The 24,517-nt window shown below is 70.4% G+C and carries 23 protein-coding genes and 1 tRNA gene; 17 read left to right on the top strand and 7 right to left on the bottom strand.

Annotated features, from left to right (window positions below; genetic code table 11):
• Positions 1 to 54 precede the first annotated feature (54 nt).
• From FXF65_RS35745 to FXF65_RS35715, 8 genes are all read left to right on the top strand, one after another.
• A tRNA-Val gene (locus tag FXF65_RS35745) sits at positions 55 to 126 on the top strand.
• 187 nt (positions 127 to 313) lie between these two features.
• Entirely contained in the window at positions 314 to 631 is a 318-nt protein-coding gene (locus FXF65_RS44140) for a CATRA system-associated protein (RefSeq protein WP_187412685.1), read from the top strand.
• The gene (locus FXF65_RS35740; RefSeq protein WP_187412684.1) at positions 628 to 3,624 is read left to right on the top strand and encodes a CHAT domain-containing protein; all 2,997 of its coding nucleotides are present in this window, start codon (positions 628 to 630) and stop codon (positions 3,622 to 3,624) included. The genes FXF65_RS44140 and FXF65_RS35740 overlap by 4 nt, the downstream gene beginning before the upstream one ends.
• Before the next feature lie 65 nt (positions 3,625 to 3,689).
• On the top strand, positions 3,690 to 4,256 hold the full coding sequence (locus FXF65_RS35735) for a hypothetical protein (RefSeq protein ID WP_148354509.1): 567 nt from the start codon (positions 3,690 to 3,692) through the stop codon (positions 4,254 to 4,256).
• Between the two features lie 12 nt (positions 4,257 to 4,268).
• Positions 4,269 to 4,742: a hypothetical protein gene (locus FXF65_RS35730; RefSeq protein WP_148354508.1), complete on the top strand. Its 474-nt coding sequence runs from the start codon at positions 4,269 to 4,271 to the stop codon at positions 4,740 to 4,742.
• Positions 4,742 to 5,182, top strand: coding sequence for a hypothetical protein (locus FXF65_RS35725; RefSeq protein WP_148354507.1), 441 nt, complete (start codon positions 4,742 to 4,744; stop codon positions 5,180 to 5,182). Before FXF65_RS35730 ends, FXF65_RS35725 begins: the two co-directional genes overlap by 1 nt.
• Before the next feature lie 8 nt (positions 5,183 to 5,190).
• Positions 5,191 to 5,496: a hypothetical protein gene (locus FXF65_RS44135; protein WP_222868911.1), complete on the top strand. Its 306-nt coding sequence runs from the start codon at positions 5,191 to 5,193 to the stop codon at positions 5,494 to 5,496.
• 8 nt (positions 5,497 to 5,504) lie between these two features.
• Positions 5,505 to 6,467, top strand: coding sequence for an ATP-binding protein (locus tag FXF65_RS35715; protein WP_148354506.1), 963 nt, complete (start codon positions 5,505 to 5,507; stop codon positions 6,465 to 6,467).
• A 22-nt stretch (positions 6,468 to 6,489) separates the two neighbouring features.
• On the opposite strand, the gene FXF65_RS35710 is transcribed toward FXF65_RS35715, so the two are convergent.
• Positions 6,490 to 8,187: a CATRA conflict system CASPASE/TPR repeat-associated protein gene (locus tag FXF65_RS35710; RefSeq protein ID WP_148354505.1), complete on the bottom strand. Its 1,698-nt coding sequence runs from the start codon at positions 8,185 to 8,187 to the stop codon at positions 6,490 to 6,492.
• Positions 8,184 to 9,503 carry an AfsR/SARP family transcriptional regulator gene (locus FXF65_RS35705; protein WP_222868910.1) on the bottom strand — a complete coding sequence of 440 codons (1,320 nt, stop codon included), beginning with the start codon at positions 9,501 to 9,503 and terminating at the stop codon, positions 8,184 to 8,186. The genes FXF65_RS35710 and FXF65_RS35705 overlap by 4 nt, the downstream gene beginning before the upstream one ends.
• A gap of 1,181 nt (positions 9,504 to 10,684) precedes the next feature.
• On the opposite strand from FXF65_RS35705, the gene FXF65_RS35700 reads away from it, so the two are divergent.
• Positions 10,685 to 11,269: a hypothetical protein gene (locus tag FXF65_RS35700; RefSeq protein WP_222868909.1), complete on the top strand. Its 585-nt coding sequence runs from the start codon at positions 10,685 to 10,687 to the stop codon at positions 11,267 to 11,269.
• 227 nt (positions 11,270 to 11,496) lie between these two features.
• On the opposite strand, the gene FXF65_RS35695 is transcribed toward FXF65_RS35700, so the two are convergent.
• Positions 11,497 to 11,688: a hypothetical protein gene (locus tag FXF65_RS35695; RefSeq protein ID WP_148354502.1), complete on the bottom strand. Its 192-nt coding sequence runs from the start codon at positions 11,686 to 11,688 to the stop codon at positions 11,497 to 11,499.
• 559 nt (positions 11,689 to 12,247) lie between these two features.
• On the bottom strand, positions 12,248 to 14,479 hold the full coding sequence (locus FXF65_RS35690) for an NACHT domain-containing protein (RefSeq protein ID WP_148354501.1): 2,232 nt from the start codon (positions 14,477 to 14,479) through the stop codon (positions 12,248 to 12,250).
• A 329-nt stretch (positions 14,480 to 14,808) separates the two neighbouring features.
• Between FXF65_RS35690 and FXF65_RS35685 the strand changes: the two genes are divergently transcribed.
• The gene (locus FXF65_RS35685; protein WP_148354500.1) at positions 14,809 to 15,168 is read left to right on the top strand and encodes a transposase; all 360 of its coding nucleotides are present in this window, start codon (positions 14,809 to 14,811) and stop codon (positions 15,166 to 15,168) included.
• Positions 15,169 to 15,740: 572 nt separating this feature from the next.
• Here FXF65_RS35685 and FXF65_RS35680 read toward each other — a convergent pair.
• Together FXF65_RS35680 and FXF65_RS35675 are read right to left on the bottom strand one after the other, a co-directional pair.
• Positions 15,741 to 16,322, bottom strand: coding sequence for a hypothetical protein (locus tag FXF65_RS35680; RefSeq protein ID WP_148354499.1), 582 nt, complete (start codon positions 16,320 to 16,322; stop codon positions 15,741 to 15,743).
• Positions 16,307 to 16,564, bottom strand: coding sequence for a hypothetical protein (locus FXF65_RS35675; protein WP_148354498.1), 258 nt, complete (start codon positions 16,562 to 16,564; stop codon positions 16,307 to 16,309). The genes FXF65_RS35680 and FXF65_RS35675 overlap by 16 nt, the downstream gene beginning before the upstream one ends.
• A gap of 140 nt (positions 16,565 to 16,704) precedes the next feature.
• Between FXF65_RS35675 and FXF65_RS35670 the strand changes: the two genes are divergently transcribed.
• Both FXF65_RS35670 and FXF65_RS46150 read left to right on the top strand, forming a co-directional pair.
• Positions 16,705 to 17,544 (top strand): helix-turn-helix domain-containing protein, encoded by an 840-nt coding sequence (locus FXF65_RS35670; RefSeq protein WP_246199336.1) that lies wholly within the window; start codon positions 16,705 to 16,707, stop codon positions 17,542 to 17,544.
• Positions 17,541 to 17,900 carry a DUF397 domain-containing protein gene (locus tag FXF65_RS46150; protein WP_148354497.1) on the top strand — a complete coding sequence of 120 codons (360 nt, stop codon included), beginning with the start codon at positions 17,541 to 17,543 and terminating at the stop codon, positions 17,898 to 17,900. The genes FXF65_RS35670 and FXF65_RS46150 overlap by 4 nt, the downstream gene beginning before the upstream one ends.
• 593 nt (positions 17,901 to 18,493) lie before the next feature.
• Here the strand turns inward: FXF65_RS46150 and FXF65_RS35660 are convergent.
• Complete coding sequence (locus FXF65_RS35660) at positions 18,494 to 19,504, bottom strand: SMP-30/gluconolactonase/LRE family protein (RefSeq protein WP_222868908.1); 1,011 nt, start codon at positions 19,502 to 19,504, stop codon at positions 18,494 to 18,496.
• 477 nt (positions 19,505 to 19,981) lie between these two features.
• Between FXF65_RS35660 and FXF65_RS35655 the strand changes: the two genes are divergently transcribed.
• The 5 genes from FXF65_RS35655 (at position 19,982) to FXF65_RS35635 (ending at position 24,459) form a co-directional block, all read left to right on the top strand.
• A complete protein-coding gene (locus FXF65_RS35655; RefSeq protein ID WP_148354496.1) occupies positions 19,982 to 20,254 on the top strand; it encodes a hypothetical protein in 273 nt (90 codons plus the stop codon).
• A gap of 99 nt (positions 20,255 to 20,353) precedes the next feature.
• Entirely contained in the window at positions 20,354 to 21,436 is a 1,083-nt protein-coding gene (locus FXF65_RS35650; protein WP_148354495.1) for a lanthionine synthetase C family protein, read from the top strand.
• Positions 21,433 to 22,452, top strand: a complete 1,020-nt coding sequence (locus FXF65_RS35645; RefSeq protein ID WP_222868907.1) for an LLM class flavin-dependent oxidoreductase — start codon at positions 21,433 to 21,435, stop codon at positions 22,450 to 22,452. The genes FXF65_RS35650 and FXF65_RS35645 overlap by 4 nt, the downstream gene beginning before the upstream one ends.
• Positions 22,437 to 22,964: a DUF488 domain-containing protein gene (locus tag FXF65_RS35640; protein WP_148354494.1), complete on the top strand. Its 528-nt coding sequence runs from the start codon at positions 22,437 to 22,439 to the stop codon at positions 22,962 to 22,964. The genes FXF65_RS35645 and FXF65_RS35640 overlap by 16 nt, the downstream gene beginning before the upstream one ends.
• Positions 22,965 to 23,244: 280 nt before the next feature.
• The gene (locus FXF65_RS35635) at positions 23,245 to 24,459 is read left to right on the top strand and encodes an MFS transporter (RefSeq protein ID WP_148354493.1); all 1,215 of its coding nucleotides are present in this window, start codon (positions 23,245 to 23,247) and stop codon (positions 24,457 to 24,459) included.
• The last annotated feature ends 58 nt before the right edge of the window (positions 24,460 to 24,517 follow it).

The raw sequence follows: 24,517 nt of genomic DNA, 5'->3' as shown, positions 1-24,517 counted from the left end.
CGCCCCAACGGATGCACGCGCAACCCCCGACATGCGCTAGAGTTTCGGCCACCGGGGCGATTAGCTCAGTGGGAGAGCGCTTCGTTCACACCGAAGAGGCCACTGGTTCGAACCCAGTATCGCCCACCCCGTTTCATCAGCGCAGGCATGGACAGGTGCCGCTCTGCCGCGCCTGGCCGTCAGAAGTCGCTCACCGGTTCGAAGTCACACGCCCATTTCTTCGCGGGCGTCGCCGTGGTTATTCGGCTTCCGGTGCGGGTTTCTCCAGCGCACGGGCGGCTCTGCCGTCCGCTCCGAGGTTAAGCTCGCGTTTATGGGATTAGCGGATAATCAAGGTCGGGATGAGGTCTTCGCCGAGGCGCTCGCCATTGTGCGGGAGATTTTCGAATGGGAGTTGGCGGCGACGCGCTGGGACGGCGCCGCTCAAGTCCTGGACGCTCTCGCGGAGGCCGCGGAGTCGGACGATCTCGCGGCGGTGCGGCAGGCGGTCGCCGACCTCGAACTGCGCGGTCCCGTCCGGATCACCAGGATCGGCGCCACTCCGGTGGTCCCCCCGCCTCCGCCGGTTCGGGAGCGCCTCAACCATCTCGTGCACAGGTTGTCCGGGGGGCCGGGCCCGGAGCGGCGGTGAGCCGCCAGGGGCCGCCGGAGCACGCGTCCACCGTGCACGGCGAGAGCTTTCGGTGGCGTCTGGAGTTCGAAAGGACGCAGGAGCCGCGAGCGCTCGACCTGGCGGTGGACAACGGCTTCGCCGCTCTCGCCGCCCTGCCGGACGGTGATCCGCGGCGGCCGGTCATGTTGGGGCATCTCGCCTCCCACCTGCACCGGCGCTACCAGCTCACCGGTGACGCCGCCGCGCTGCGCGAGGCGGTCCGCCTGGAGCGCGAGGCCGTGGCCGCCTGCCCGCCCGGTGATCCCCGCCGCGCGGCGTACCTGCACAACCTGGGGACCAGGCTGCGCGGCCTCCACGATCGGACGGGCGACGAGTCCGCGCTTGACGAGGCGTGCGCTGTGGGCCGCGAGGCTGCGGAGGCTGCGCCTGGCAAGCCCATGTACCTGATCAGCCTGGCGGCGCACCACATGGCGCGGTACCAGCGCCGGGGCCGTCCGGACGACCTGCGCCGTGCGGTGGCCTGGGCCAGGGAGGGGCTCGCCGGCAGTGACCCCCGCGATCCTCACCGGTCCGCCTATCTCAACATCACGGCGAACGCCGTGTCGTCGCTGGCGGATCACACCGGCGATCGCGCGGCGCGGAGCGAGGCCGTAGAGCTAGCGCGCGCGGCGGTCGCCGCCACTCCGCCGACCCATCACGACCTGCCGGGCCACAGGCGCAATCTCGCCATGCATCTCAGAGGGCTGTTCCGTCTCACCGCGGAGACGGCGCTGCTGCGAGAGGCGGTGGACGTCACCGGCAAGGCCCTGGACGCGCTGCCGCACGGCCACCCGGACCGCGCGGGATGCCGCTCCGCGCTCAGCGAGACCCTGCTGATGCTCTTCGATCACACGGGGGAGGCGGAGCTGCTCGACGACGCGCTGGACGCGGTCCGGAACGCCCTCGCGGACACCGCCCCGGAGAGCCCGTCCTACGCGCCGCTGCTGAACAATCTCAGCATCGTCCTGCGTGCGCGCCATGAGGTGCTTCACGAGCCCGGTGCCCGCCAGGAGGCGATCGAGAGAGCGCGGGAGGCCGTGCGGCTGGCGGGCGACGGCCCCCGGCGCGCCATTTTCCTCGACACGCTGGCCGCGGCCCTGGGCGTCCAGGACGACACGGTCGCCTGGAACCCGGCTGAGCGCAGGGAGAACGTCGACGCGGCCCGTCGCGCCCTCGTCGGCACGACCGGCGAGGAGCGCGGGCGCATGCTGGCCACCCTCGCCTGGGCGCTGCAGAAGACGACCTGGTCGCCCGGCGAGGAGAAGGCGATCGCCGAGGCGGTCGAGCACGCGAGAGAGGCGGTCGGGGTGATTCCGGAGGGCCACCGGTGGTGGCCCTCCGTGGCGCTGGTGCTTGGAACGATCCTGCTCCGTGCGCACGAACTGGCCGGTAGCACCCCCCTTCCCGAGGTCGCGGACGTGCTCGCCGGCGGCCTGGCCGCCGAGGGGGCGCAACCGTACGACCGGGTCGCTTGCGGCCGGGCCCTGGCGCTCGCGCACACCAGGGCGGGACGTCCGGCGGCGGCGCTGGGCGCGCTGGAGCGGTCGATCGACCTGCTGCCCCGGATCGCGCCGCGCTCCCTCGTCCGCGGGGCTCGCGAGCGGGGCCTCGAACGCCACCACGGCCTGGCGGCCGAGTCGGCCGCGGCGGCGCTCGCGGCGGGCCGTCCGGAGCGCGCGGTCGAACTGCTGGAGCAGGCGCGCGGCGTCCTGCTCGCCGAGGCCATCGGCTCCAGGGGACGCGACCTGGCGAGGATCCGTCCCGACCTGGCCGGGGAGATGGCCCTGCTGCGCGACCGGCTCGCCGAGCCGGCGGCCGCCGGGCGCGAGCACGCCGCGGTGCTCGCCGCGGCCGAGACCCGGCGCGCGGACGCCGACCGCTGGGACGACCTGCTGGCCCGCATCCGCCGGGTGCCGGGGCTGGAGGGCTTCCTCGGCCGGCCGAGGCTGGCGGATCTCCGCGCGGGGATGACGGACGAACCCGTCGTCATCGTGACCTGTTCCGCCGCCCGGGCGGACGCGCTGATCCTCGACCGCGCGGGGGTCCGTTCCGTTCCGCTGCCGGGGCTCGACGGCGCCCAGGCCGACGCCTGGGCCAGCTACCTCCGCGGGGGCGACGTCCCGCAGGAGCACCTGCTGGACCTGCTCGCCTGGCTGTGGGACACGATCGCCGAGCCCGTGCTCGACGCCGTCGCCCCCGCGCCGGGAACGCGGCTGTGGTGGACGCCGGTGGGGCCGCTCTCCCTGCTGCCCCTGCACGCCGCCGGACGGCACCTCGACGGCGGCGGCGCCAGCGTGCTGGACCGGGTGGTCTCCTCGTACACGCCGACGGTCCGTTCGCTCGTCCACGCGCGCTCGCGCCGGACCGCCGAGCCCGCCGCTGGACGGGCGCTGGTCGTGGCCGTGCCGGAGGCGGCGGGGCAGCCGCCGCTGCCGGGGGTGCGGCGGGAGACGGCCGCCGTCGCCGGGCTGCTCCCCGGCGCCCGGGTCCTCGGCGGCGGCGACGCGGTCAGGGACGAGTTGCTGGCGGCGCTTCCGCGCTTCGAGGTCGCGCACTTCGCCTGCCACGCCCGCACCGACCTCGGGTCGCCGATGTCGAGCGGCATCGTGCTCGCCGAGGGGGCGCCGCTCACCCTGGCCTCGATCGCCCGGCTCGACCTCGGCGCCGCCCGGTTCGCCTACCTGTCGGCGTGCGAGACCGCCGGGACGCGGGTCGGGCTGGCGGACGAGGCCGTCCACCTCGCCGCCGGGTTCCAACTCGCCGGATACCCGCAGGTGGTGGGGACGCTGTGGAGCGTCAGCGACCGGATCGCCGCCCGGATCGCCGCCGCGGTGTACGGCGGGTCGGTCCAGGACGGGCGGCTCGACCCCGAGCGGGTCCCGCACGCGCTGCACCACGCGGTCAGGGCGGTACGCGACGACTACCCGCGGGCCCCGGGGCTGTGGGCGGCGCACGTCCACCACGGCGCCTGATCGGAAGCACTCCGGAAGCACCGGGGGGCCTGCGCGGGAAGCGGCCGCGATGCTCCGATCGTCCTATGAAGGAATCACCGCTGAGCCCGCTCATCAACACGGCCAAGGGCTACCTCCAACAGGCGCGGGAGAGCCTCGACGCCGACCGCCGTCCGGACCTTGCGATCGCCTACGGACTCGACCTGCTGGGCCGTGTGCTGAGCGAGGCGCAGAAGGAGCTCGCCGAAGGCGACATGGCGGAGGTGGCCGTCGTCTACGACGCCCTCGCCGGGCAGGTCGCGGAGGTCTTCGGCATGTCCGTCCCGGAGGCGTTCCGGGCGCTGGCGGAGCTGTGCGACGACTCGTCGGCTCGCCTGCTCGTCGCCGGCCAGCCCGCACCCGACGCCGCCCAGCTCGCGCTGCTGCGCTCCGGCCTGGTGTGGATCACCGTGACCTACCAGGTGCCGCGGGGCCGCCGGTGCCGCCGCAGCGCGGAGATCGTCTACCGGGCGCGCGACGGCGCCCCGGTCTCCCGGAAGGTCACCCAGGAGTTCGGCTGGGAGGACCTGCCGGACCGGTCCCGCGAGCGGATCCTGACCGGCGACGCCCGGACCGTCCGCTACCAGCTCTACCCGGCCAAGCCGCGAACCTGAGGAGGACGCCACATGCCACTCGTCCTGATTCTCGTCCCCCTGCTGGGGACGGCGGTCGCCGCGGTCGCGGTGTACTTCTGGCCGGAGATCATGGGCTGGACGCGCGAGCACCTGCTGCCGTGGGTCGACCGCAACATCCCCGAGCTCGCCGAGGCCGTCCGGCTCGCCTTCCAGAACCTCGACGGGATCGCCGTCGACATGCGGCGCCTGGTCCGCGACGCCTGGCGGCGGTTGCGCAAGGTGCTGCTGCACGAGACGGCCAAGTTCGTCGAGACGGTCAACGACGAATGGGCCGTCCGGATCACCTCCTACCTCCGCACGCTGGAGCAGGGCGAGAAGCCGGTGGTCAGGGTCGTCACCGAGCAGAGGCTCGCCTGGGAGGAGCTGCCGAAGGAGGTCCGTGCCCAGGCCCTGTCGAACGGGCTGCACGACAGCGAGTTCGACGTCACCAAGACCCGCGACCAGTTGCTGAGCGAGGCCCTCTGATGTCCTGGACGGAGGACGACGACTTGAAGATCCTTCTCTGTGCCGCTCTCGTCGGAGCGGCGGCGCTGTGGTGGGCCCGCCGCCGGTGGGTCGCGCGGCCGCGCGTCGACGAGCTCGGCCGGGTGGTCGCCCAGGCGTACGAGAGCGAGTGGACCGACCGCTTCGGAGTCACCGCCGAGGCGCTGCACGCCGCACTGGCCGAGAACGGCGACTCGGTGCTGCGGGAGCGCATCGACCGCGCGATCGGCGCGGTCGACCTGGCCTTCGAGAGCGGCGCGGACGGCGCGGTCGCCGCCACCGTGGTCGTCGACGACGAGGGCGGCGCGCGGTCCACCGCGCGGCTGTCGCTGCCGTGGGAGGACGTGCCGCAGGGCGTCCGCGCCGACCTGCTCCGGAACGGGGCGTCCCCGGCTCTGCGCAGCTGGCGGGCAGCCGCGTGATCTGGCTCGTGGTCGGTCTCGTGGCGGCCGCGCTCGGGGCCGGGGCGGCTGTCGCGTTCTGGGACACCGTCCGGACGGAGGTCATGAACTGGCTGCGCGCTCGCAACCTGGACAAGGGCGCCCTGCTGGAAGCGGTGATCGTCCTGGACCGGGTCGCCGTCGGGATCCGCCGCCGCGTCGTCGTCCGGACGGCCGCCGTCCCCGAGACCGTCTCCGAGGAGACGCTCACCCTCGACCAGATCGACGACCCGCAGGTCAGGGCGCTGCTCGAACAGCACGATCAGGTGAACATCGACTTCCTTCAGGACCTTTAGGAGCCGCAATGCGCAACTGGACCGAGGTACCCGTGGGCCACCGGACGGCGCCCGGCCCGCAGCCCGCGGACGCGGACGAGCAGCAGCCGCAGCAGCAGCCGTCGTCGTTCGCCGCCCGCAAGCCGCGACGTTCGATGGACGACCTGGTGGTCCCGGAGTCGGTACGGGACCGGATCGAGCTGGCCATGGCCCAGGCCGACCACCACGACGTCCTGTACCGGGAGTGGAACCTGCGGAAGATCGACCCCTACCGGTCGGGCGCCGCGCTCAACTTCTACGGGCCGTCGGGGACCGGCAAGTCCCTGGCCGCCGAGGCGATCGCGGCGCGCCGCGGTAGCCCGCTCATCGACGTGAACTACGCCGAGATCGAGTCCAAGTACGTGGGGGACACCCCGAAGAACATCGTGGCGTGCTTCCGCGAGGCCGATCGGCAGCAGGCCGTGCTGGTCTTCAACGAGGCGGACTCCATCCTCGGCAGCCGCCTCAGCAACGTCACGCAGAGTTCCGACCACAGCGTGAACGTGTCCCGCGCGGTCATGCTGTCGCAGCTTGACGACTTCGCCGGGCTGGTCGTGTTCACCACCAACTTCCCCCGCAACTACGACGCGGCGTTCGTCCGCCGGATCCTGGTGCACGTCCGCTTCGAGCTTCCCGACGACCCGACCCGCCGCCGGCTGTGGGCCTCGCTCGTCCCGGCCGAGGTGCCGCGCGCCGAACCGCTCGATGTCGCCGCCCTGGCCGCGTCCTCGGACGGGCTGAGCGGCGGCGACATGGTCAACGCGGTGACGTCGGCGGCGACCCGCGCGGTCTGCCGGACGGGTGCCGACCGGGTGCTGCGCACCGAGGACCTGCTCGCCGAGATCGTCGCCATCACGCAGGCCAGGGCCGAGGTCGGCAAGGCCCCGGCGGAGCCGCCCCGGGTGGTGTCGGTGGAGCGCGTCGGCGCGGACGCGGTCCCCACGGCGCCCTGATCGACCGCCGTCCCGGCCGGGTTCAGGCGGGGCCGTCCCCGCGGGGGACGCGCCGCAGCGCCTCCAGCGCGGAGAAGTCGCCCGCCGACCGCCAGCCCGGCCCGGCCGGGGCGATGGGGCAGCCCGCCAGCCGCAGCCGGTTGGCGATCTTCTCGCGGAAGCCGGAGTCGCGCCGGATCCGCACGTAGTTGCGGCCGCCGACGTCGGTGACCGGGCGCTGGTCCCCGGCGAGGAGGATCAGCGTCCGGTCCGGGTGCACGGCGAGGGCCATGCCGAGTTCCAGCAGCACGTTCGGCCTGGCCTGCATGACCGGGCCGTTCTCGGCGCCGTCGTCGTGCGGATCGCGGAGGTCGGGGTGGAGGCGCACGACGTCCTCGGGGGTCATCAGCACCACGACGGCCTGGGCGAGCGGCATCGCGTGCGCGATGACCTCGCCGAGGAACGGGGAGGGCTTTCCGGTCATGGCGACCAGGTCCTCCCACTCCAGCGGGCGCAGCCCGAGCGCCCGCAGGAGCTCGAAGACGGCCACGCGGGCGGCTTCGTCCCGGCCGTGGACGACGAAGACGTCGCGCGTCCGGTCGCGGACCGGCGGCGGCGTTGGCTCCGTAGCGGGCACGGGCTCGGCGGGACGCCCGGGCGGCGTCCGCCCGGCCTGGTCGAGGTCGACGACGATCTCGGCACGGTCGGCCGAGATCGTGAGGTAGGCGGTCTCGTCGTCCAGCCGCTCCAGGAACCGGTGCGCCAGGGCCGCGTCGTCGGCGAACGGGCCGCGCGTCGTCGCGGGCCCCGGCGCCGGGTGGCCTGAGGCGCGGCCGAGGTTGGCGGCGGCGATCTCCACGGAGCGGCGCATCTCCCGCAGGTCGGCGAGCAGGAACCGGGCGTCGAGCCTGCGCAGCCGCAGCAGCTCCGCCAGAACCGGTTCGGCCGCGCCGAGCCGGACGAGTTCGTCGCCCAGCGTGTCCAGAGCCGCCTTCAGCCGGCGGGCCTGGCCGTCCCGCTGCCAGACGCGGAGCTGGTAGCGGAGCTTGGCGGCGTGCAGCAGGTAGCGGGCCAGCGGGGGGATCGCTGTGTCGCCGCGCGACCAGACCCACGCGCTGGCGGCCGGGTCGGCGTCCGGGGCGATCGCGAGGACGAACCTCCGGACGAGGCGCTCGTCGGGCTGCGCCATGGTCTCCCACAGGGCCAGCCCGTCCCCGGCCGGGATTCCCCGGTCCGGGGCGTCCGGGTCATGGGCGGTGTCGGGCAGGAGGGAGCCGAGGCGCCGGTAGAGGGACGGTGCGGCGGTGCGGATGCGATCCTCCGCGTCCACCCGCGCGAGGAACAGCCGGGCCTCGCCGAGCAGCGCCGGAGCGTGCTCGGCGGTGATCGCCTCCCACTGCCCGTCCAGCGTCCGCCACCAGGTTTCGTCCCCGTGCGCCTCGGAAGGCGCGAGCGCCACCGACAGGTTGAGCAGGTCGTGATGGCGGCGCAGCACGGCCTGGCAGTCGGCCCCCGGGCGCTCCTGCGCCGCGACGGCCGTCTCCCCGTCCTGGGGCAGCGCGCCCGGATCGCCCGGCAGCACGTGCGGCAGCCCGGTGCCGGGCACCGGTTCGGTCATGTGGAGCAGCAGGCGGCAGCCCCGCCAGATCCCGGTCAGCGCCCGGTAGGCGGCGCCGGAGCCGGGCCCGTCGGTGGGCGCGTAGAGGTGGACGACGAACTGCTGGTCCAGGACCTCGCTCACGCGTTCTCCCCGGGCAGCCCGTCATGGCCGAGCGCCTCGACGAAGCGGGCGACGTCGGTGAGGCGGATCCGGGCCAGGTCGTCGGGGCGCAGCACGATCCGCAGCTCCGGTGCCACCGGGCGGACCCGGCACGCCCGCAGGTAGGAGGCGATGATCAAGATCATGATCTGCTCGCGGCCCAGCTCGCGCAGCCGGGCCAGCCCGGCCCCGAGCAGCGGTGTCGCGACCGGCTTGAGCAGCCCGTGCACGTCGACGGACTCCCACAGCCGCTCCAGGCAGAGCCGCAGGTCCTCCGGGGTGGAGACGGTGGCCAGGTCGAGGCCCTGCCGGCAGTGCACGGTGGCGAAGACCCTGCGCCCCGACAGGGTCAGCGGCACGACCGTGCCGACCGGGTACCGCAGGCGCTTGCCTCTCGGCTTGAACCTCGGGCTCTCCCGGCCCACCGGGGCGACCCGCCGCAGCGCCCTGCGCAGCTCCTTGTCGAGCAACTCCCGGTCGCTCCCGTAGACGCGGTGCAGCAACTGGCCCTGCACGCTCTCGCTGCTGATCACCACGTCGTCCGCGGTGTCGGTGTCGAAGGTGTCCCCGAAGCCGACCACGAGGTTCGCGTCGTCCTCGGCGAACAGGTCGCCCCGCTTGACGGTGACGGTCACCCGGAGACCGGTGAACTCGCGGCGCAGGACCTCGTCCCCGTGACGCGCCCGCAGTCGCTCCCGGATCAGCCGCAGTGTCCGGGCGACCTCCCCGTCGCCCGGACGCTCGGCGGCCAGGCGTTCCGCGAGCGGCAGGGCCGCGTCCGGGTGCCCGAGCTCCAGATGGACGCGTACGAGCTCCCTGCGCGCGGTCTCGTACTGCGCCGCCAGCCGTTCGGCCAGGGCGTCCGCGAACCCCGCTCCGGCCGCTTCGGCCAGCGGCCTGCCGCGCCACAACTCCAGCGCCCCGGTCAGCAGCGCCGCCGCCGTGGCGGGCGCGGCGTGCGCGGCGCGGTTCACCCGCTCGCCGAACTCGGCGCAGTCGAGCTGGCCGGCCGCGAGCACCAGCCGGTAGGCGGACTCGGTGCCGCGACCGTTCAGCACCTGTTCGGTCAGCAGCACCCGCGCGGCTTCGTCTCGTCCGAGCGCCCGGCGCAGTTCGAGGATCCGTTTCTGCACCTCGGTGCGGTGGAGCCGCCCGGCCGTCCCGGTGTCCGCGGCTCGCGGCTCCTCCCAGACCTCCCTGTACAACCGCATGGCCGGGATGGCCTCGCCATCCGCGGCGACAAGCCTGAGGAGCAGCTTGACGGTGAGCGGAGCCAAGCCGACAGGTCGGCCGCCCACGCTCAGAACCGTGGTTCCCAGCACTCCAACGTGAATACGCGTCATCCAGGTCTCCTGGTCGTTATTTCGCGCGCTTCACACACCCCTGGAGTCGAGGAAATTCTACCTGTGCACGGTCGTGTCACTTCGGGTCATGTCAGCATCCGGTCAGTTCGCGCTCTCACGCATGAGAAAATGATCAAGGGGGGCGGGGAGCAGGATGATCGACAGATCGGCGAGTACTCAGGCGGGCAGGGAGATTGCTGCGAAAGGGCTCCTCGGTCAAAAGGCGATGGCCGCCCATTCTCCGGCAAGTCCGAACGGATCGCTTGGCTTGCGAGACGCGACCTAGAGAAACATTAACTCCGAGGCGGTGAGCGACACCATCCCAGGAAACAGGGGGCCGCACGGCTTGTTGTCTGCGGACGCGCCTGACGTCCAACGTTGCTGCTCGGGGGTCTTTGGTCGATCTCCGATGGTTGGAGTTGGCTTGGTGGCGCACTCGCGTCCACCACAAGGATCCGGAACTGCTGGACGGTTGCCGATGATTGCCAACAACGCCGGGTATATGCGGGGCGAAGGTTCGTCGTCCCCCGGCTAGCGCCCCGACGGCGCAGCCCAGGGCATGGCCTTGTGAAAGGTGAGCGGACAGTGGTCGGAGATGGTCATCTGCGCGGAGGTGCACTGGTGTTCGGGGGAGAAACGTCCAGATGCCGCCAGCGTGCTGAACGTCAAGGACTCGTTTCTCGTCCAGGCAGCTACTTCTGAGTGCAAACAGCCCATTTGTCCTTTTGGTGCGCTGCGTGTGTAAAGCTGACTGCCTGCGTGACGATGGTTTTGTGGGTCTCGATGAGGAGGACGTCCGGGGTGGACGGCAGACGCGAGACGTGCTTGCCGTTAAGCCCAGAGTAGGGAGTTGGCCGGGGGCGGCCGCTTGTGCTCCTTGGGACCAGGTCGCCAGCGTGGGAAGCTGATTTCGGTAACCCAATGTGCATAAATGATCTCATTAGGTGATCAAGACGGGTGAGGTTGGAGCCTTGAAGGCCCGTCGCTCAGAAGGGTGGCCGAAAAAGAGGGGTTCGATTCCGCCTTGCGCGGTCTGGCGTCGTGGGGGCGGGCGGCGAGCCTCCGGTGTTCTGCGGCGTCGGGCTGGCCCAGCCGGGGCCGCCGGGCAGTGCACCGGCCGGAAAGGGAGACACCCCATGTCATCGAACAGTTCGTTATCGGCCCCGCCCGCAAGGCGCCCCAGTCGCCGCAGCCGGTTGGCGGCCCTGGCCATCGGCCTGACCTTCGGGGCCGCCGCCCCGGCCGCCCTGCTCCCCGCCCAGGCCGCCGGCGCCGACGTCGGCTCCCTCACCTGCACCGGCACCAGCCACCTGGCCTACAGCCCCGGCCTGACCTTCACCCCCCAGACCGTCACCATCACCGAGACCGACACCTACACCTCCTGCACCTCCAGCGACCCCACCCTGACCAGCGGGCACATCTCCGGTTCCTTCCCCGTCGCCGGACTGTCCTGCGCCAACGTCACCGCCGGGCCCGACCGCTACCCCGTCATCTGGAACAACGGCCAGACCTCCACCATCGCCTTCACCGAGACCGAGGCCACCGTCGTCGCCGGCGTCCAGCAGTACGTCGGCACCGGCACCGTCACCTCCGGCGAATTCAACGGCGACACCGCCGTCTTCACCTGGGCCTACCTGCCGCCCAGCCCCCTCAACTGCCTCGCCCCCGGCGGCCTCACCAGCCAAGACGGAACCGTCATCGCCGCCATCGCCGGCCTGTGACCCCACCTGCCCTGTCACCCCGCCCACCGCCCTCACCGGCATCACGCCCAGGCCCCGACCGGCTTGTTTCCGGCCGCTCTCGCGCCCAACACCAGCGTCACTCGCCACTTGGCCGTAGATAGGGAATTGATGGGCTCTGACCCATTTTGCGTGATCGCGCTATTCCGTGAGCAGGACGCGCTTGCGCAGCAGGTCATGGTGGGCGCGGCCGTACATCTGTCTTCTGATCATCTTGATCCGGTTGACGTTGCCTTCCACGGCCCTGAGCTATAGGGAAGGGTGAGCCAGGCTTTGACGGCGTCCCAGTCGCGGCGCAGGTCCTTGCCGCGCAGGTTCACCAGCATCTCGGCGAGCTGGCGGGTGAGCTCGACCGTGGCGGCGATCTCCGGGCACCGATCGCTGATCTTCTGCAGTGTCACGCTGTCGGTGTCGGTGAGCTGGTCGGGAGGGGGCACGATCCAACCGGTGACCTCGCGAACCTTGGGCGCTGGAGGCGGTGACCCGGCGCAGGGTGCGCATGCTGCCGCGATAGCCGCGAGTGCGTAGCTCCTCCAGACCGCGGCGCATCGCCTCATGGACGTCGGCATAGCGTGCGCGGGTCCGCGCTGCTCCAGGGTTCTCCTCCCGTGCGGCGGTGGTGGCTGGAGCGTCGGGTTCGTTCGGAGGTTCACGCAGGTTGCTGCGGTGGCGGGCGACGACACGTGCAACGGCGCCGGCAGATCAGACACCCGTACACCTGCGTGACTTCCAAGTCAGCCGGAACCGATTCCTCATGCCAGAAGTAGCGCACGTCCGTCAGACCGACGACCGTAGCCACAACCCGTGGCCCCGACACCACATCCACGTCATTGCTTCCGCCGAGCTTGTTCCTTAGCTGAAAGTCGATCCGCGACCCGGCGTGAGGTCGCAGTTCATTGGTCGCGTACGGTCCTGCTTGCATGCCTGGTTCTACGGAACGGCACCACTGCGCCGGGAACGTTAGAGATCCGGTCGATCCGCGAGGTGGTCTTGGAACTCGGCGTGCCGGAACTGGTAGATAGGCCCGACTGCGCGTAGTAGTCCAAGCCGGTGGGCGTCTTCTAGGAAGCTCATCAGCCTCCAGGGGAGCACGCCTTTTCGTCCGAGATCGGCTCCGGCCAGGCGGAAGGTGAGCCAGATTCGGGCGCCGGATGAGCTGAGGGCCGTCCCGCAGCCGAGCGTGCAGCCGAGAGACGCGCCGAACGCCAGTCCACCGGCCGTTCCGGTGAAGATGCCGACGACAGCGAAGCCTTCGATTCCGGCGATGATAAAGCCCAGGATAACGGATCGGACCAAAACCTTTCGGCTGACCCGCGCGGCACCGACTGCGGACGCCGTCCGAGCGTCAAATCCGACCCTTTCCGCCAAAAGCGACAAGAAAAACACTGGTGTCAGGAGGAAGGGGAGGAGAAATCCGAACACCGAGCCGCCCAAGAGTGCCGCCCAGATGCCGGTCTCGAGCCCGAAGGCCAAGCCGAAGGCGACCCCGAAGGGCACTGCCAGAACGATGGTGAAGAACACGCTGAATATGCACCCGTAAGCCGTCATCGCGATCAGCGTATCGCCGGCTCCCTGGAGGAAATCGAAGCTCACGCGGCCACGCGAACGCCCTTCCCGTACGGGAGATCGGCCGTACTCTGGAAGCTCTCCGTGAGTCCAGTCGGAGATGTCCCAGACCCCGGAGAGAATGCACACGATTGCGTTGAGGACGCCGGCAGCCACCCCGGCTTCCATGCCAAATGTGAGCCCCACCGCCAAGAACCCGGCGATGCTCGAGACCGCCACAGCCGCGGACGCCGCCAGAAGCTGAAGAGCCCGCTTGGGAAGGATCCTGTCGCCCAGCTTCCACCAGGCCAGGTCGCGGGTGCGTGGCTGGCCGTCGTCGAGTCGCGGCTCGCTGAGATGGCGCGCGATCCAGGCCAGCCAGCGCGTCACATCATCGGCACGGTAGGACCGCCGCGGTCGGAAGAGCTCATGAGGACCGTCGGCGGGTCGGCGGGCGCGGACCAGGGCCGGAACAAGCTGCTCGAACAGGTGATCGTGCAGCTTTTCAGCCGTGGGATGAACGACCGGGTCGATCAGAACGCTGGGGGAGGGGGCGGGAGCCTCACTGGCCGGAGGCCGGTAGACGACGCGGACCAGCCAGAGGCCCAGCGGTGTCGAGCAGACCTGGGCGAGCGGGCTTTCCGGGACCGTCCCCTGCGCCGAGAGGTGATCGAGGACGTGCCGCCAGTCCGGGCCGGGAGCGCGCCGCAGCGTCCTGGCCAGGTAGTCGGCGGCCGCGGTCGGAGTCAGGGGTTCAGGATCGATGACCGCGGCGCTGCTGAGGACAGTGTCGGTCCGGTCGGCAAGGAGAAGGTAGTCGGTGGTCCGGCAGGTGAGGATCAGCCCGCCGGTTCCGAGCGTGGCGTTGAGGGTGTCGACGAGCTGAGCTTGAGCATCAGTCGGCATCTCATCCAGACCGTCGATGACCGGGAGGACGAGATGGCTCGATCCGGCTACCAGGTCACGGTAGGCGTCGCGCCCGTACTGCCCGGCCAGGAGCGCGGGGTAGGTACGGGCAAGATGGTCGGCGAGCCAATCCCAAAAACCCTCGCCCGGCCGCTTTGTCCAGGATGTGGCGGAGAGCAGCACCGGAACCGGCTCGCCCGTCCCTCGCGTCCGGATCAGCTCGCGCACCATCTGGACCGCAAGGGTGGTCTTGCCCGCGCCCGGTGCGCCCAGAACCACCAAACGCCGTCGTTCCAGAGTTCGGAACTGTGTCACCAACCGCTCGATGTCCTCGCCTGTCGCTTCCCAACCGGCGGCGTCCGCCTGAGCGGCGACATCCACCAGGCCGGGATCGGTCGTCAGCCGCCACCGCACAGGCATCGGATCAGGATCGTCCAAGGCCCGCAGAGCCGCCTCGTCCTCCCACTGGTCGCCGACCAGCCGGGCGAGCGCCACGGCCACCGACTCCGCAAGCTCGGCCGGGGCGACTTCCGTAGTCCTGCCTCGCCACCACCAGCCGAACAGGCCCACCGACAGCGCCGGGAGGGCGAGCACGACGCCCAGGATCTGGCCGGTGTTCGCGGCAGTGGCCAGATCCTTGGTCCGCCAAAGGACCAGCAGGACGACAACCGATGCCAGCAGGGCGGCCTGGCCCACGACGAGTACGAGCAGACGACGCAGTCTCCCCGTCGATCCCGCCATGCACCGGATTGTTGCAGCCCCAGAGGCCCCAGCGGGCAGGCACGACTTAAGACTCGACAGCCCGATATCTCATCTCTTGGCCTGAGAGCATGGAGAGCCATCGGCTGCTGGCTGGGTACTCGTAGGCGCATGACCCACCTCAGGTCATCGCCAGATGCTCACCTAGCCGAAAGCAATGGATAGCTGGTCGCTGTAACTGCCTCACCCGCACCGTGACGACTCATTGCCAGTGGCAACAACTCACCACCCTGTCCGCAGCGCTGGCTCCGCGCCCTCCAGATGTGCTTCCACCAGGCGAGGAGCTACGCACTCGCGGCTATCGCGGCAGCATGCGCACCCTGCGCCGGGTCACCGCCCAACTGCGCGCTGACACCGTCCGCGCGACACCGCCTCCAGCGCCCATGGTTCGCGAGGTCACCGGTTGGATCGTGCCCCCTCCCGACCAGCTCACCGACACCGACCGCGTGACACTGCAGAAGATCAGCGATCCGTGCCCGGAGATCGCCGCCACGGTCGAGCTCACCCGCCAGCTCGCCGAGATGCTGGTGAACCTGCGCGGCAAGGACCTGCGCCGCGACTGGGACGCCGTCAAAGCCGGGCTCACCCTTCCCTATAACTCAGGTCCGGTGGAAGGCAACGTCAACCGGAGCAAGATGATCAAGAAAGATGTACGGCCGCGCCCACCATGACCTGCTGCGCAAGCGCGTCCTGCTCATGGAATAACGCGATCACGCAAAGTGGGTCAGAGCCAATTGATGCTGGCTGCTGTCACGATCATGCAGAGAACGGTCCAGACGGCCGACGGCGGGCTGGGCTGGCCCCAAGTTGCTCGGCCTTTGAGGAGGACTCAGGGGCCAGGGCGATGAGAGGCGTTCATGCGCCGACAAGCAGCCGACCGTCTGGACCGAGGTAGGCCCGGCCGGGGAAACCTCTCGCCCGGGTCTACCGAAGGCCGCGTCGGCGGCCTCTAAACCCTGATTAGGGGCGCGTACATGGGGTGCGATTGCAGCGGACCTCCGGTAGTGCGCCTGGCCCCGGCGTGTCGCTGAAACGATCAAGGGCGGTCTCGAGGGCGGGCACGCCTGTAGCGTCTCAGGCAGGCCCGGTTGCTCGCACTGTCTCGGGGCCTTGATGCGCCTGGCCCGCCCCGTTGAGCCCGGCCGTCGATCGGGTGTTCGTGCGGTGTCGTTCTGGATCCCGGACCATTGAGGCACCCGCTGAGGGGTGTGGGACGGAAGGGGCGGGTTTCCGGGCGCGGCCGTTAGGGGTTGCGGGCCTTGAGGATTTTGTGGAGGAGGGTTTCTGGGTCTTCGGCGTTGACGATCTTCCATTGGGTGCCGCCGGGGACTATTGCCCACCACTCGTAGGTGTAGGTGCCCCACCAGCAGACGACGCCGGCGAATCGTTCGTGTAGTCCGGCGATCGTTGTCTGGTGGGACGGGTCTGGGACGGCTGGGGGAGTGGGCGATGGTGGCCTGGGCGTCTGGGTTTGGTGTGAGCGCGCTGCTCGGACGGCTGTGACGTACGGGATGAGGATGCGGGTTACCTGTTTGGCTGCCTGGGCCGGTTTTGTATGAGGGGCGAGGTTCTCGCCTGTGCTTGATCTGAACCACCACATGTCGGCGGTCCGGCCGGGGGCGAGTGTGATGCTCTCGCCGAAGTCCTGGATTTCGCGGTCGTAGACGTGGATCAGTGGCTGTGGTCCGTCGTAGCGCCGGGTGACCTGCCATCCTTCTCGGGCGGCTTCGTCGGCGAATCGGTCGAGATGGACCTTTCTGGATGAAGCGGGATCGTCGCCGTTCCACGGCTTCGGTTCGACCCATCTAATCACCAGCGCACCCACTTAGTGGGGTTGGACTCTGGGTTGATGGATGCGCGATTGAGTTCGACGGTGAGCGCCTCGTGTAGTTCCTGTGCGTTGTTGCGTACAACGGTCGCTTCTACACCGGCCTTTAGGTCGTGCAGAGTGGCGACCCAGGCGCCGAGTTTTCCGTCGGGGCATGTTGCGCGCCAGATGCGGTGTCCCTGGAACTCCTCGCGGAGTCGAGCCAACACCTGGTCAGTGGGGTTGACGGGCGTGTTCATGATCGGTTGAACTTTCGTCGCAGTTTCTCTCTGTTACCGCTTCCCACCTTCGCGTAATCGGGTTATCTTCGGGAAGAGCAAGAAGGCCGTCGAAAGAAAGCCCTCCGGGTGCGGTTGGAAAGTCGCGCCACTTTCGGATCTTGGAGTTCTCCATGCCTCGCCGCCCTCGCGACCCCGGCGTCCCGTCCTCGCCGTCCGAATACTTCGGGACTGAGTTGCGCGCTAGGCGGGAATTGTCCAAGTTGTCGCGACCGCAACTCTCGGAGAGACTCGGCTATTCGCCTCAGTGGATCGGGCAGATCGAGTCCGGAGTGGGTGCCCCGTCCGAGGACTTCGCCAACGACTGTGACGCTTTCTTCCAGGCGAGCGGGACGTTCTTCCGCATCTGGGAGTGGATGCAGGAGCTCGACAGGCTGCAGCTCCTACCGCCGGGCTTCCCCGACTTCATCGAACGGGAGCGGGAGGCCGAGGTGATCTACATCTTCGAGACCATGGTCATCACTGGCCTGTTCCAGACACCCGAGTATGCGCAAGAGGTGCTCAAGGTGGGGAAGGCGCTCGACGCAGTGGAGCAACTCGTTGCGACCCGGATGGAGCGACAGGAAATCCTCAAGCGAGAGGACCCACCTCATGTAGTCGCGATCTTCGATGAAGGCGCCATCCGACGTCCGATCGGAAATCTGGAAGTGCTGAGGGGGCAGATCCGGCATCTCATCGATCTTGCGGAGCTGCCGCACGTTACGATCCAGATTGTCCGAGCCAGCAAGGGCGCATACGCGGGGTTGCCCGGCGCGTTCATGATTCTCGGCTTTCAGGTCGAGCCGAGCGCCGTGCGCGTCGAGGGGCACGTAGGTGGACAGCTAGTCGATCACTCTGCGGTTGTCCGGAAGTATGGGGTACGTTTCGATTTGATCAGGGCCTCGGCGATGAACGTCGAGGATTCCCTGGACCTCCTCCGGACGATCTTGGAGAGCCTATGAGCGCGCAACACCCGTGGGTTGTGCAATGGCGCAAGAGTAGCCACAGTACTGACACTGGCGCACGGTGCGTTGACGTCGCGTTGGTGTCGTCAGGTTGGCAGAAGAGCAGCTACAGCACTGATACAGGTGGCGCGTGCGTCGAGGTGGCGGCCATGGTGCCGATCTCGGCTGCTGAATGGAAGAAGAGCAGCCGTAGTACCGACACCGGAGATGCGTGCGTCGAGGTGGCGGGCTTGGCGGCGGCGGTGGCCGTGCGGGATTCCAAGGATCCGGACGGGCCGAAGTTGGTGTTCGGTCCCGCCGTGTGGCAGGCGTTCGCGACCGAGGCCAAGTCAGGTGCCCTCGACCTGAGCTGAGACCTGAGCTGAGACCGGTCAATCAGGGGCCCCGGCTGTCGACCTGACGGCCGGGGTTTTCGCGTCCGCAGGCTGGACTGGCTGCGAGCCCGGCGGGTGAAGATGGTGTTCGGATGGCTGCCCAGTCCGTCCCGAAGCCCCGTCTGCGGCGCGCGAACCGGCGACGGGCCTGACGGTCATCACGTCGAAGCGGCGAGGGCACGGTGCCCGGTCGGAATCCGTCCCAACTGGACCGAGACCCTGCGGAGAGCATCAAGAAGCTCTCCGGCCCAGGATCGTCCGACGTCCGGCTGGCCTGGTCGGCTCGGCTCCCCGTTCCACCTGGGGAGCGACACCTCGTCCGCGAAACAGTGCTTGCCGCCCCGCCCCACATCGAGGTCGAGGCTCATGGAGAGACTGTCTTCAGAAGACAAAGAGCAGAGAGCGTCCGGTCGGCGCTGACGGGTCTTGCCGGGTCAATGGCGACATTCAGCGATTGTGTCGCGCTGGTGTGCCGCCTGGGCCACCGCTCCAAGAGCCCCGGGACCGTCCATGTCCACGCTCGGCTACAAGGTGCGGGCGTGGACATGGACGTTCACGGGACTAAGGCTTGGTTAGAGGCCGCGGACGGTGGCTATCGTGAAGGGGAGTTTGGGGGTGCCTGGGCCTGTGGGGCCGCCCTTGTCGAATTGGGAGCGGACCACGTAGAGCTTGCCGTTCTTTCGCAGCAGGGTCGTCGGGGTTTGGAAGTCCAGGTCGATGACTCGGCGGGTCAGTCGGGCCGTGTGGCCGTCTGAGCCGATGTGCCAGCGGCTGATCGCGTAGGCGTCGGTAATGGGGTGGGCGACCCAGAGGGTGTTGTTCTGGAATTCCATTCCGTCGCCTGTGGTCACGTCACCGCCGGTCAGGGTCACCTTGTCGACCTTGCCGGAGGGGAGGGCGATTCGGTACAGGTCGCCGCCGGTCATGTCGACCGTGAGCAGGTAGCGGCCCGAGGGTCCGGCGACGATTCCATTGAGGGTGATCGTGTCGGGGGCGTGCGGTTCGACGACGTTGGTCAGGTCGAAGGCGGGGGTCAGGGGTGTTTCGCCGCCTTGTTCGTGCGCCTTTGCCAGTTGGGCGGGGGTCACGCGGTAGACGGTGGAGCGTCGGCTGTCGGTGATGTAGGCGGTGCCGTCCGGTGTGATGGCCATGTCGTTGACCAGGCGGGCCGCGTCGCCGGGGACGACGAAACGGGCCACCAGGCGGCGGGTCGGGATGTCGTACACCGCGAGGCCGGTGGGACGGTCGATCACCCAGAGGCGCCTGGCGCGGTCGACTTCCAGGCCGAGGGCCTGGGAGCGTCCGTCGATGCGCGGGGGCAGGAATTCGGTGGCGACTCGTTGTCCGGGTGACGCCTTGTAGATGGTGCCGCCCTCGTACGTCCCGACGTAGAAGTCGCCGGTGTAGGGGTCGGTGGCGATTCCCTCGGGGTACACGCGGTCGCCGGGGAGTTCGAAGGCCGTAGAGATCCGGACATGTCCGTCCGCGTGGGGCTCCGCCGCCTGGGCGGCGGTGGAGCCGAGAAGCAGCGGTGCGGTGAGGGCCGCGATGACGATGGAGTGACGCCGGGCTGCGCGGTACATGATCACCTTCTCCGTGAGGTCTCTTGGGCGCCGGCTTCGACCCGCGGGCCGGACGGGTCCTGGCGTGGGCACGGGGCGGTCTGCCGCGATCACGTGATGGGGCGGCGGGCTGCTCAAGAGCTGGGGCGGGAGTCGTCGTCCGGGCGTAACGGCGGACGCATCAGGCGCATTACCGCTCCTCCGCCTCTCCGGACGCAATGGTGCGGCCTGGAGGAACCGGCAGGTTCCTCGCAAGGCAGGCTAACCACGCGAAGAGTCAGTGTCTACGTAGTACGGACGTTGACCGATGTCGGACAAACTCTGCCTCCGGCGGCACGGCGACGCGCGCGCGGGGCCTGCTTGGACGTGGTGTCAATCCCGAGGGTTGGGGATACCTCGGACTCTCCTGGCCTCGTCATTCTCAGGGGAGCGGTCGGAGGGGCCGCGGTTCTGGCCGGGGGAGTGCTGTGAAGAGCGTTGGCGATTGCGACCGGTTCTATGTCGCTGACCCGGATCGGCGACGGCCCCGCGTCCGTGGTGGCCACGGCGGGGTTTGCCGCGCCGTGGGCCCGATCCGGGTTCGACCCGGACCACTTCGCCCTGGACTGCCTTCGCCTCGCCCTGTTCCTGCCGATCACCCAGCTCATCGGGCTCGACCCGGCCAAGGCCGGAGTCCTGGCGGACGCCGCCGAGGAGCTGTTCCCGCTTCCGCCGGGGTTCGGACGCGGGCTGCGCGACCGCCTCGCCCCGCCCCCGCAGCGGGCGCTGTGACCGTCCCGGCACCGTGCCTGCGCCCGGCCGTCGCCCCTCGCCGCTCCGCCCTGGCCTGGCACGCCGGAGGGGCCGTCCTGGACGCCGGTCCTCGACGCGATGCGGGACGCGATCGTCTGCAGCGCGACGCCAGGGCGCGACGACCGCCTCTTCCCCGGGGACCCTCGCCAGTTCGACGGCCAGGGCGCGACGCTCGCCTTCGGCGCGGCGGGCGTCCTCCACGCGCTGCATGCCACCGGACGCACCGGCTACCCCGGCTTCGACGAGCACGTCGACTGGCTGGCCCGCGCAAGCGAACGCCTCGACCCACCGCGAGCGGGACTGTGCGACGGGCTGGCCGGAGTCGCCTGCGTCCTCGCCGAACTCGGCCGGGACGACGAGGCGCTCGCCGCCCTGGACCGGCTCCGCCGCCTCGACCTGCGCGGAAGCGCGGCGGGACTGTTCGGCGGCCTCGCCGGGATCGGCCTCGGCCTCCTGCGGCTCCGCGACACGCTCACTGGCGGCGGCCTGGACGACGACGGGGTGATCCGGATCGCCGACCGTCTGGCCCGCCTGGTCGCCGGAGACGCGGACGGCATCGCGCCCGTCACCCGTCCCGGCCTCATGCGCGGCTGGTCGGGCATCGCGCTGCTCCTCACCCGCCTCGCCGCCGACCGCCCGCACTACCTCGACGCCGCCGCGACGGCGCTGGCCAGGGATATCGCCCACTGCGGCGTCCCGGCGGACGGCTGCCTCCAAGTGCGTGACGGGGCCGGATGGCGGCTGAGCCTCACGGGCGGAAGCGCCGGAATCGCCGTCGCGCTCCGCGAGTACCTCGCGCACCGGCCGGACGACGACCACTATCACCGCGTCCTCGACGCCGTCCACGCCGGGCTGCGGATGGACCTGGTGGCGTCCGCGGGGCTCCTCGACGGACGCGCGGGAGTCCTGGCCGTCCTCGCGCGCGCGTCCGGGGGCGGCGATCCGGCGGTCGGCGCGCACCTGCGCCGCCTCGGCTGGCACGCGATCCGCTTCCATCAGCACCTCGCGTTCCCGACGGACGACCTCGCTCGACTGTCCATGGACCTCGGCACCGGGACGGCGGGCGTGCTCCTCGCCGTCCACGGCGCGCTCGCCAAGCGCGACCCGCTGGCCTGGCTCGGCGGGGCGGCCCCTCCCGTGAAGGCGAGCCCCGTGACGTGACCGCGTACTCGATCATGATGCCGTTCGTGCCCGCGCGTCCGCACCAGATCCTGCCGTACGCCGCGCTCACGCAGTGGAGCGGCGCGCAAAGCCTCTGGCAGGGGCAGGCGGACGTCAGCGACGCGCACCAGACGTTCGTGTTCGCCGCCGCGTCGGGCTTCCGCGTCCCGGTCGGGACGGGCGTGCTGCTCATGCCGAGCCGCCACCCGGTCGCCGCCGCGCAACTCGCCCAGACCCTCGCCATGGCCATGGGCCACCCGGTCGTCGCCGGGTACGGACCGGGCGCCGCGTCCTACCAGCGCGCCCTGCTCGGCGCTCCGTACCGGAGCCCGCTGACCGCCACGCGCGAATACCTGACCATCATGCGCGGCCTCCTGGACGGGGAGGAGGTCGAGCACGCGGGCGAGTACTTCTCGTGCCGTCTGGCCTTGCGGCCCGTCCCGAGCCCGCCGGTGGAGGTCGGCGTTGGCGTGCTCGGACCGGCCATGGCGCGCGTCGCGGGCGGGCCGGCCGACGTGGCGATCACCTTGCTGACGCCCGCCGGCCACCTGCGGGACGTGATCGTCCCGGTGCTGCGCGAGGGCGCGGAGGCGGCCGGACGCCCGATGCCGCGCCTCGTGTCGGTCGTCCCCGTCGCCCTCGACACGGACGGACGCGACCTGCCCGACGTGGTCGTCGCCGGCCATTCCCGCCATCTCCGCCTGCCGCACTACGCCGCGATGCTGCGCCGCTCCGGCGTCGATGTCGACACCGCCGACCCGCGCGCCGCGGCGACGGCGCTGCTCAAGGGCGGGGCGTTCGTCGGCGGCGGGCTCGCCGACGTCCGCGAGCGGCTCGGGGAGCATACCGAGGCGGGCGCGGACGAGATCGTCCTGAACCTCTCCGGCGTCCATGTGCGCGACGGTGGCCCTGCGCGAACTCCACACCATCCTGGAAGAGGTCACCACCAGCCGCTGACCGGGACGGGTTCCGCCGCGGCGAGTCCGGGGAGCATGGGGGCGTGGAGGCGTTGGTGACGTTCGGGCACGGGGTCGCCGGGCGGGAGGAGATCGTCCGGCTGCTCGACGGCGCCGGGGTGCGGGACGTGGTCGACGTCCGCACCGCGCCCGGCAGCCGCCGCAACCCGGACGTCATGCGCGACGCCTTGGAGGAATGGCTGCCCGCCGCCGGAATCGGCTACCGCTGGGACAAGCGGCTCGGCGGATTCAGGAAGCCCGCGCCGGACGCCCCTGACACCTTCTGGCGAAACGACGCGTTCCGCGGCTATGCGGGACACATGCGCACGCCCGAGTTCCTGGCGGCCATGGACGAACTCCTCTCCGTCGCCGGGCGCACCCGGACGGCCGTGATGTGCAGCGAGTCGGTGTGGTGGCGCTGCCATCGGCGGCTCATCGCGGACTTCGCGGTGCTGGCGCGCGGGCGGGACGTGCTGCACCTGGCCCATGACGGCCGCCTGGCCGAGCACCCGCCGACGCCGGGCGCGCGGCTGCGGGACGACGGCCTGCTCGTCTACGACGCGGAGCCGTGACGCGGGAGCCGTGACGCGGACGCCCGCCGGGCGGGAGCGTGGCCCGGTGTCCGGCAGGTGAATGGGAGATCGGCGCACGGGGGCGGAAAAGGGAATTACGACGTTCCACCGCATGGGTCATTGGTAGGAGCGAGTGGGATTCGGGGCGATTCTCACGCTGATCAGTTTATGGTGGTTTCGGGTGGTAGGTCCGTACTGTGTGTGCTACCTTGTGAGCCGGGTGTCACCAGGTCGCGAGGGTAAGGGAGTCGGGGAATTCGCAGTGGAGAAACCTCTTTCCGTGGCCGGGCCCCCGGCTGCGGAATCCGCTGAATTCGAGGATCTGTCCTATTCTTGGGTATTCGCTCTGTTCGGGGTCACCCTCGGAATGTGGATCGGCCTCCTCGCGGCCGCGCAGGTGTTGCTGCCCAGTCAGATCGAGGCGCTCGACCCGTCCGACAAAGTGTGGCTCATGGGCGCGGTGACCACCTCCGGGGCGATCGCGGCCGTGATCGCGGCGCCCGTCATGGGCGCCCTTTCCGACCGCACGAAATGGGGCTTCGGAAAACGTCGCTGCTGGGTTCTCGGCGGCATCGCCTGCTGTGCCGCGGCCCTTCTCACGATGTCCAGGCAATCGTCGGTGGTCGTCGTCGGAATCTGCTGGACGGTCGTGCACGGCGGCGTCGGCGGAATTCACGCCGTACTGTGCGCCATCATCCCCGACAAGGTGCCGGTGCACCGCCGCGGCACCGTGTTCGCCATTCTCGGATTCGCTCAGCCGCTCGGCCTGGTGCTCGGCACGCTGCTCGTCTCCGGGCTCTCCGTCGGCGTCGGGTACCCGGTCGTCGCCGCCCTGGTCGTGGTCCTCGCGCTGCCGTACGCGCTGATCGGACGGGACGTCCCCGCCTCCGCCGACCGCACCCCGGTCGGCCGCTGGCTGCCCGACCCGTCCGCCCTCGGCAGGGATTTCGGCTGGGCCTGGGCCGGCCGGTTCGCCGCCCAGTTCGCGACCTCGCTCGCGACCATCTACCTGCTCTACTTTCTCCGCGACCAGATCAAGGTCGGCGACCCGGCCAAGGGCGTGGCCGTGCTCAGCCTCCTTTACACGGCGGGGATCGTCACGGTGAGTCTGGTGGTCGGCCGGATTTCGGACCGGGTCGAGAAGCGCAAGGTGTTCGTCGTTCTCGCCGCCGTCCTGATGGCCGGGGCGCTCACCGGAATGGCGCTCGTCCCGACCTGGCCGATGGCCGCCGCGGCGGCGACCGCGCTCGGCGCCGGGTACGGGGCCTACCTCGCCGTCGACCAGGCACTCGCCACCCAGTTGCTGCGCAGCAAAGGCGACCGCGGCAAGGATCTCGGGACGATGAACACCTCCACCAGCGCCGCCGTCGCGATCGCCCCGGTCGTCGCCGCGGAGAGCGTCGCGTACGGTGGTTATCCGATGCTGTTCCTCCTCGCGGCGGGCATGGCCGTGTTGGGTGGATTCCTGGTCCAGCCGATCAAATCGGTCCGTTGACGGCATACGTCGTAATGGCTCCTGATTGGCGTTCGGCGGAGGTGTCGCGGGTGTGGCG

This window comes from Actinomadura syzygii, assembly GCF_008085905.1.
GTDB classification, from domain to species: Bacteria; Actinomycetota; Actinomycetes; order Streptosporangiales; family Streptosporangiaceae; genus Spirillospora; species Spirillospora syzygii.
This window is presented reverse-complemented; position numbering and strand designations above follow the sequence as displayed.

Bases quoted from the DNA above. Each gene is read 5' to 3' on its own strand.
- FXF65_RS35730 (WP_148354508.1), top strand. From the start codon at position 4,269: ATGCCACTCGTCCTGATTCTCGTCCCCCTGCTGGGGACGGCGGTCGCC.
- FXF65_RS35675 (WP_148354498.1), bottom strand. From the start codon at position 16,564: ATGAACACGCCCGTCAACCCCACTGACCAGGTGTTGGCTCGACTCCGC.
- FXF65_RS35735 (WP_148354509.1), top strand. From the start codon at position 3,690: ATGAAGGAATCACCGCTGAGCCCGCTCATCAACACGGCCAAGGGCTAC.
- FXF65_RS35700 (WP_222868909.1), top strand. From the start codon at position 10,685: ATGTCATCGAACAGTTCGTTATCGGCCCCGCCCGCAAGGCGCCCCAGT.
- FXF65_RS46150 (WP_148354497.1), top strand. From the start codon at position 17,541: ATGAGCGCGCAACACCCGTGGGTTGTGCAATGGCGCAAGAGTAGCCAC.
- FXF65_RS35660 (WP_222868908.1), bottom strand. From the start codon at position 19,504: ATGTACCGCGCAGCCCGGCGTCACTCCATCGTCATCGCGGCCCTCACC.
- FXF65_RS35685 (WP_148354500.1), top strand. From the start codon at position 14,809: ATGCGCACCCTGCGCCGGGTCACCGCCCAACTGCGCGCTGACACCGTC.
- FXF65_RS35725 (WP_148354507.1), top strand. From the start codon at position 4,742: ATGTCCTGGACGGAGGACGACGACTTGAAGATCCTTCTCTGTGCCGCT.
- FXF65_RS35650 (WP_148354495.1), top strand. From the start codon at position 20,354: ATGCGGGACGCGATCGTCTGCAGCGCGACGCCAGGGCGCGACGACCGC.
- FXF65_RS35715 (WP_148354506.1), top strand. From the start codon at position 5,505: ATGCGCAACTGGACCGAGGTACCCGTGGGCCACCGGACGGCGCCCGGC.
- FXF65_RS35690 (WP_148354501.1), bottom strand. From the start codon at position 14,479: ATGGCGGGATCGACGGGGAGACTGCGTCGTCTGCTCGTACTCGTCGTG.
- FXF65_RS35655 (WP_148354496.1), top strand. From the start codon at position 19,982: ATGTCGCTGACCCGGATCGGCGACGGCCCCGCGTCCGTGGTGGCCACG.
- FXF65_RS44140 (WP_187412685.1), top strand. From the start codon at position 314: ATGGGATTAGCGGATAATCAAGGTCGGGATGAGGTCTTCGCCGAGGCG.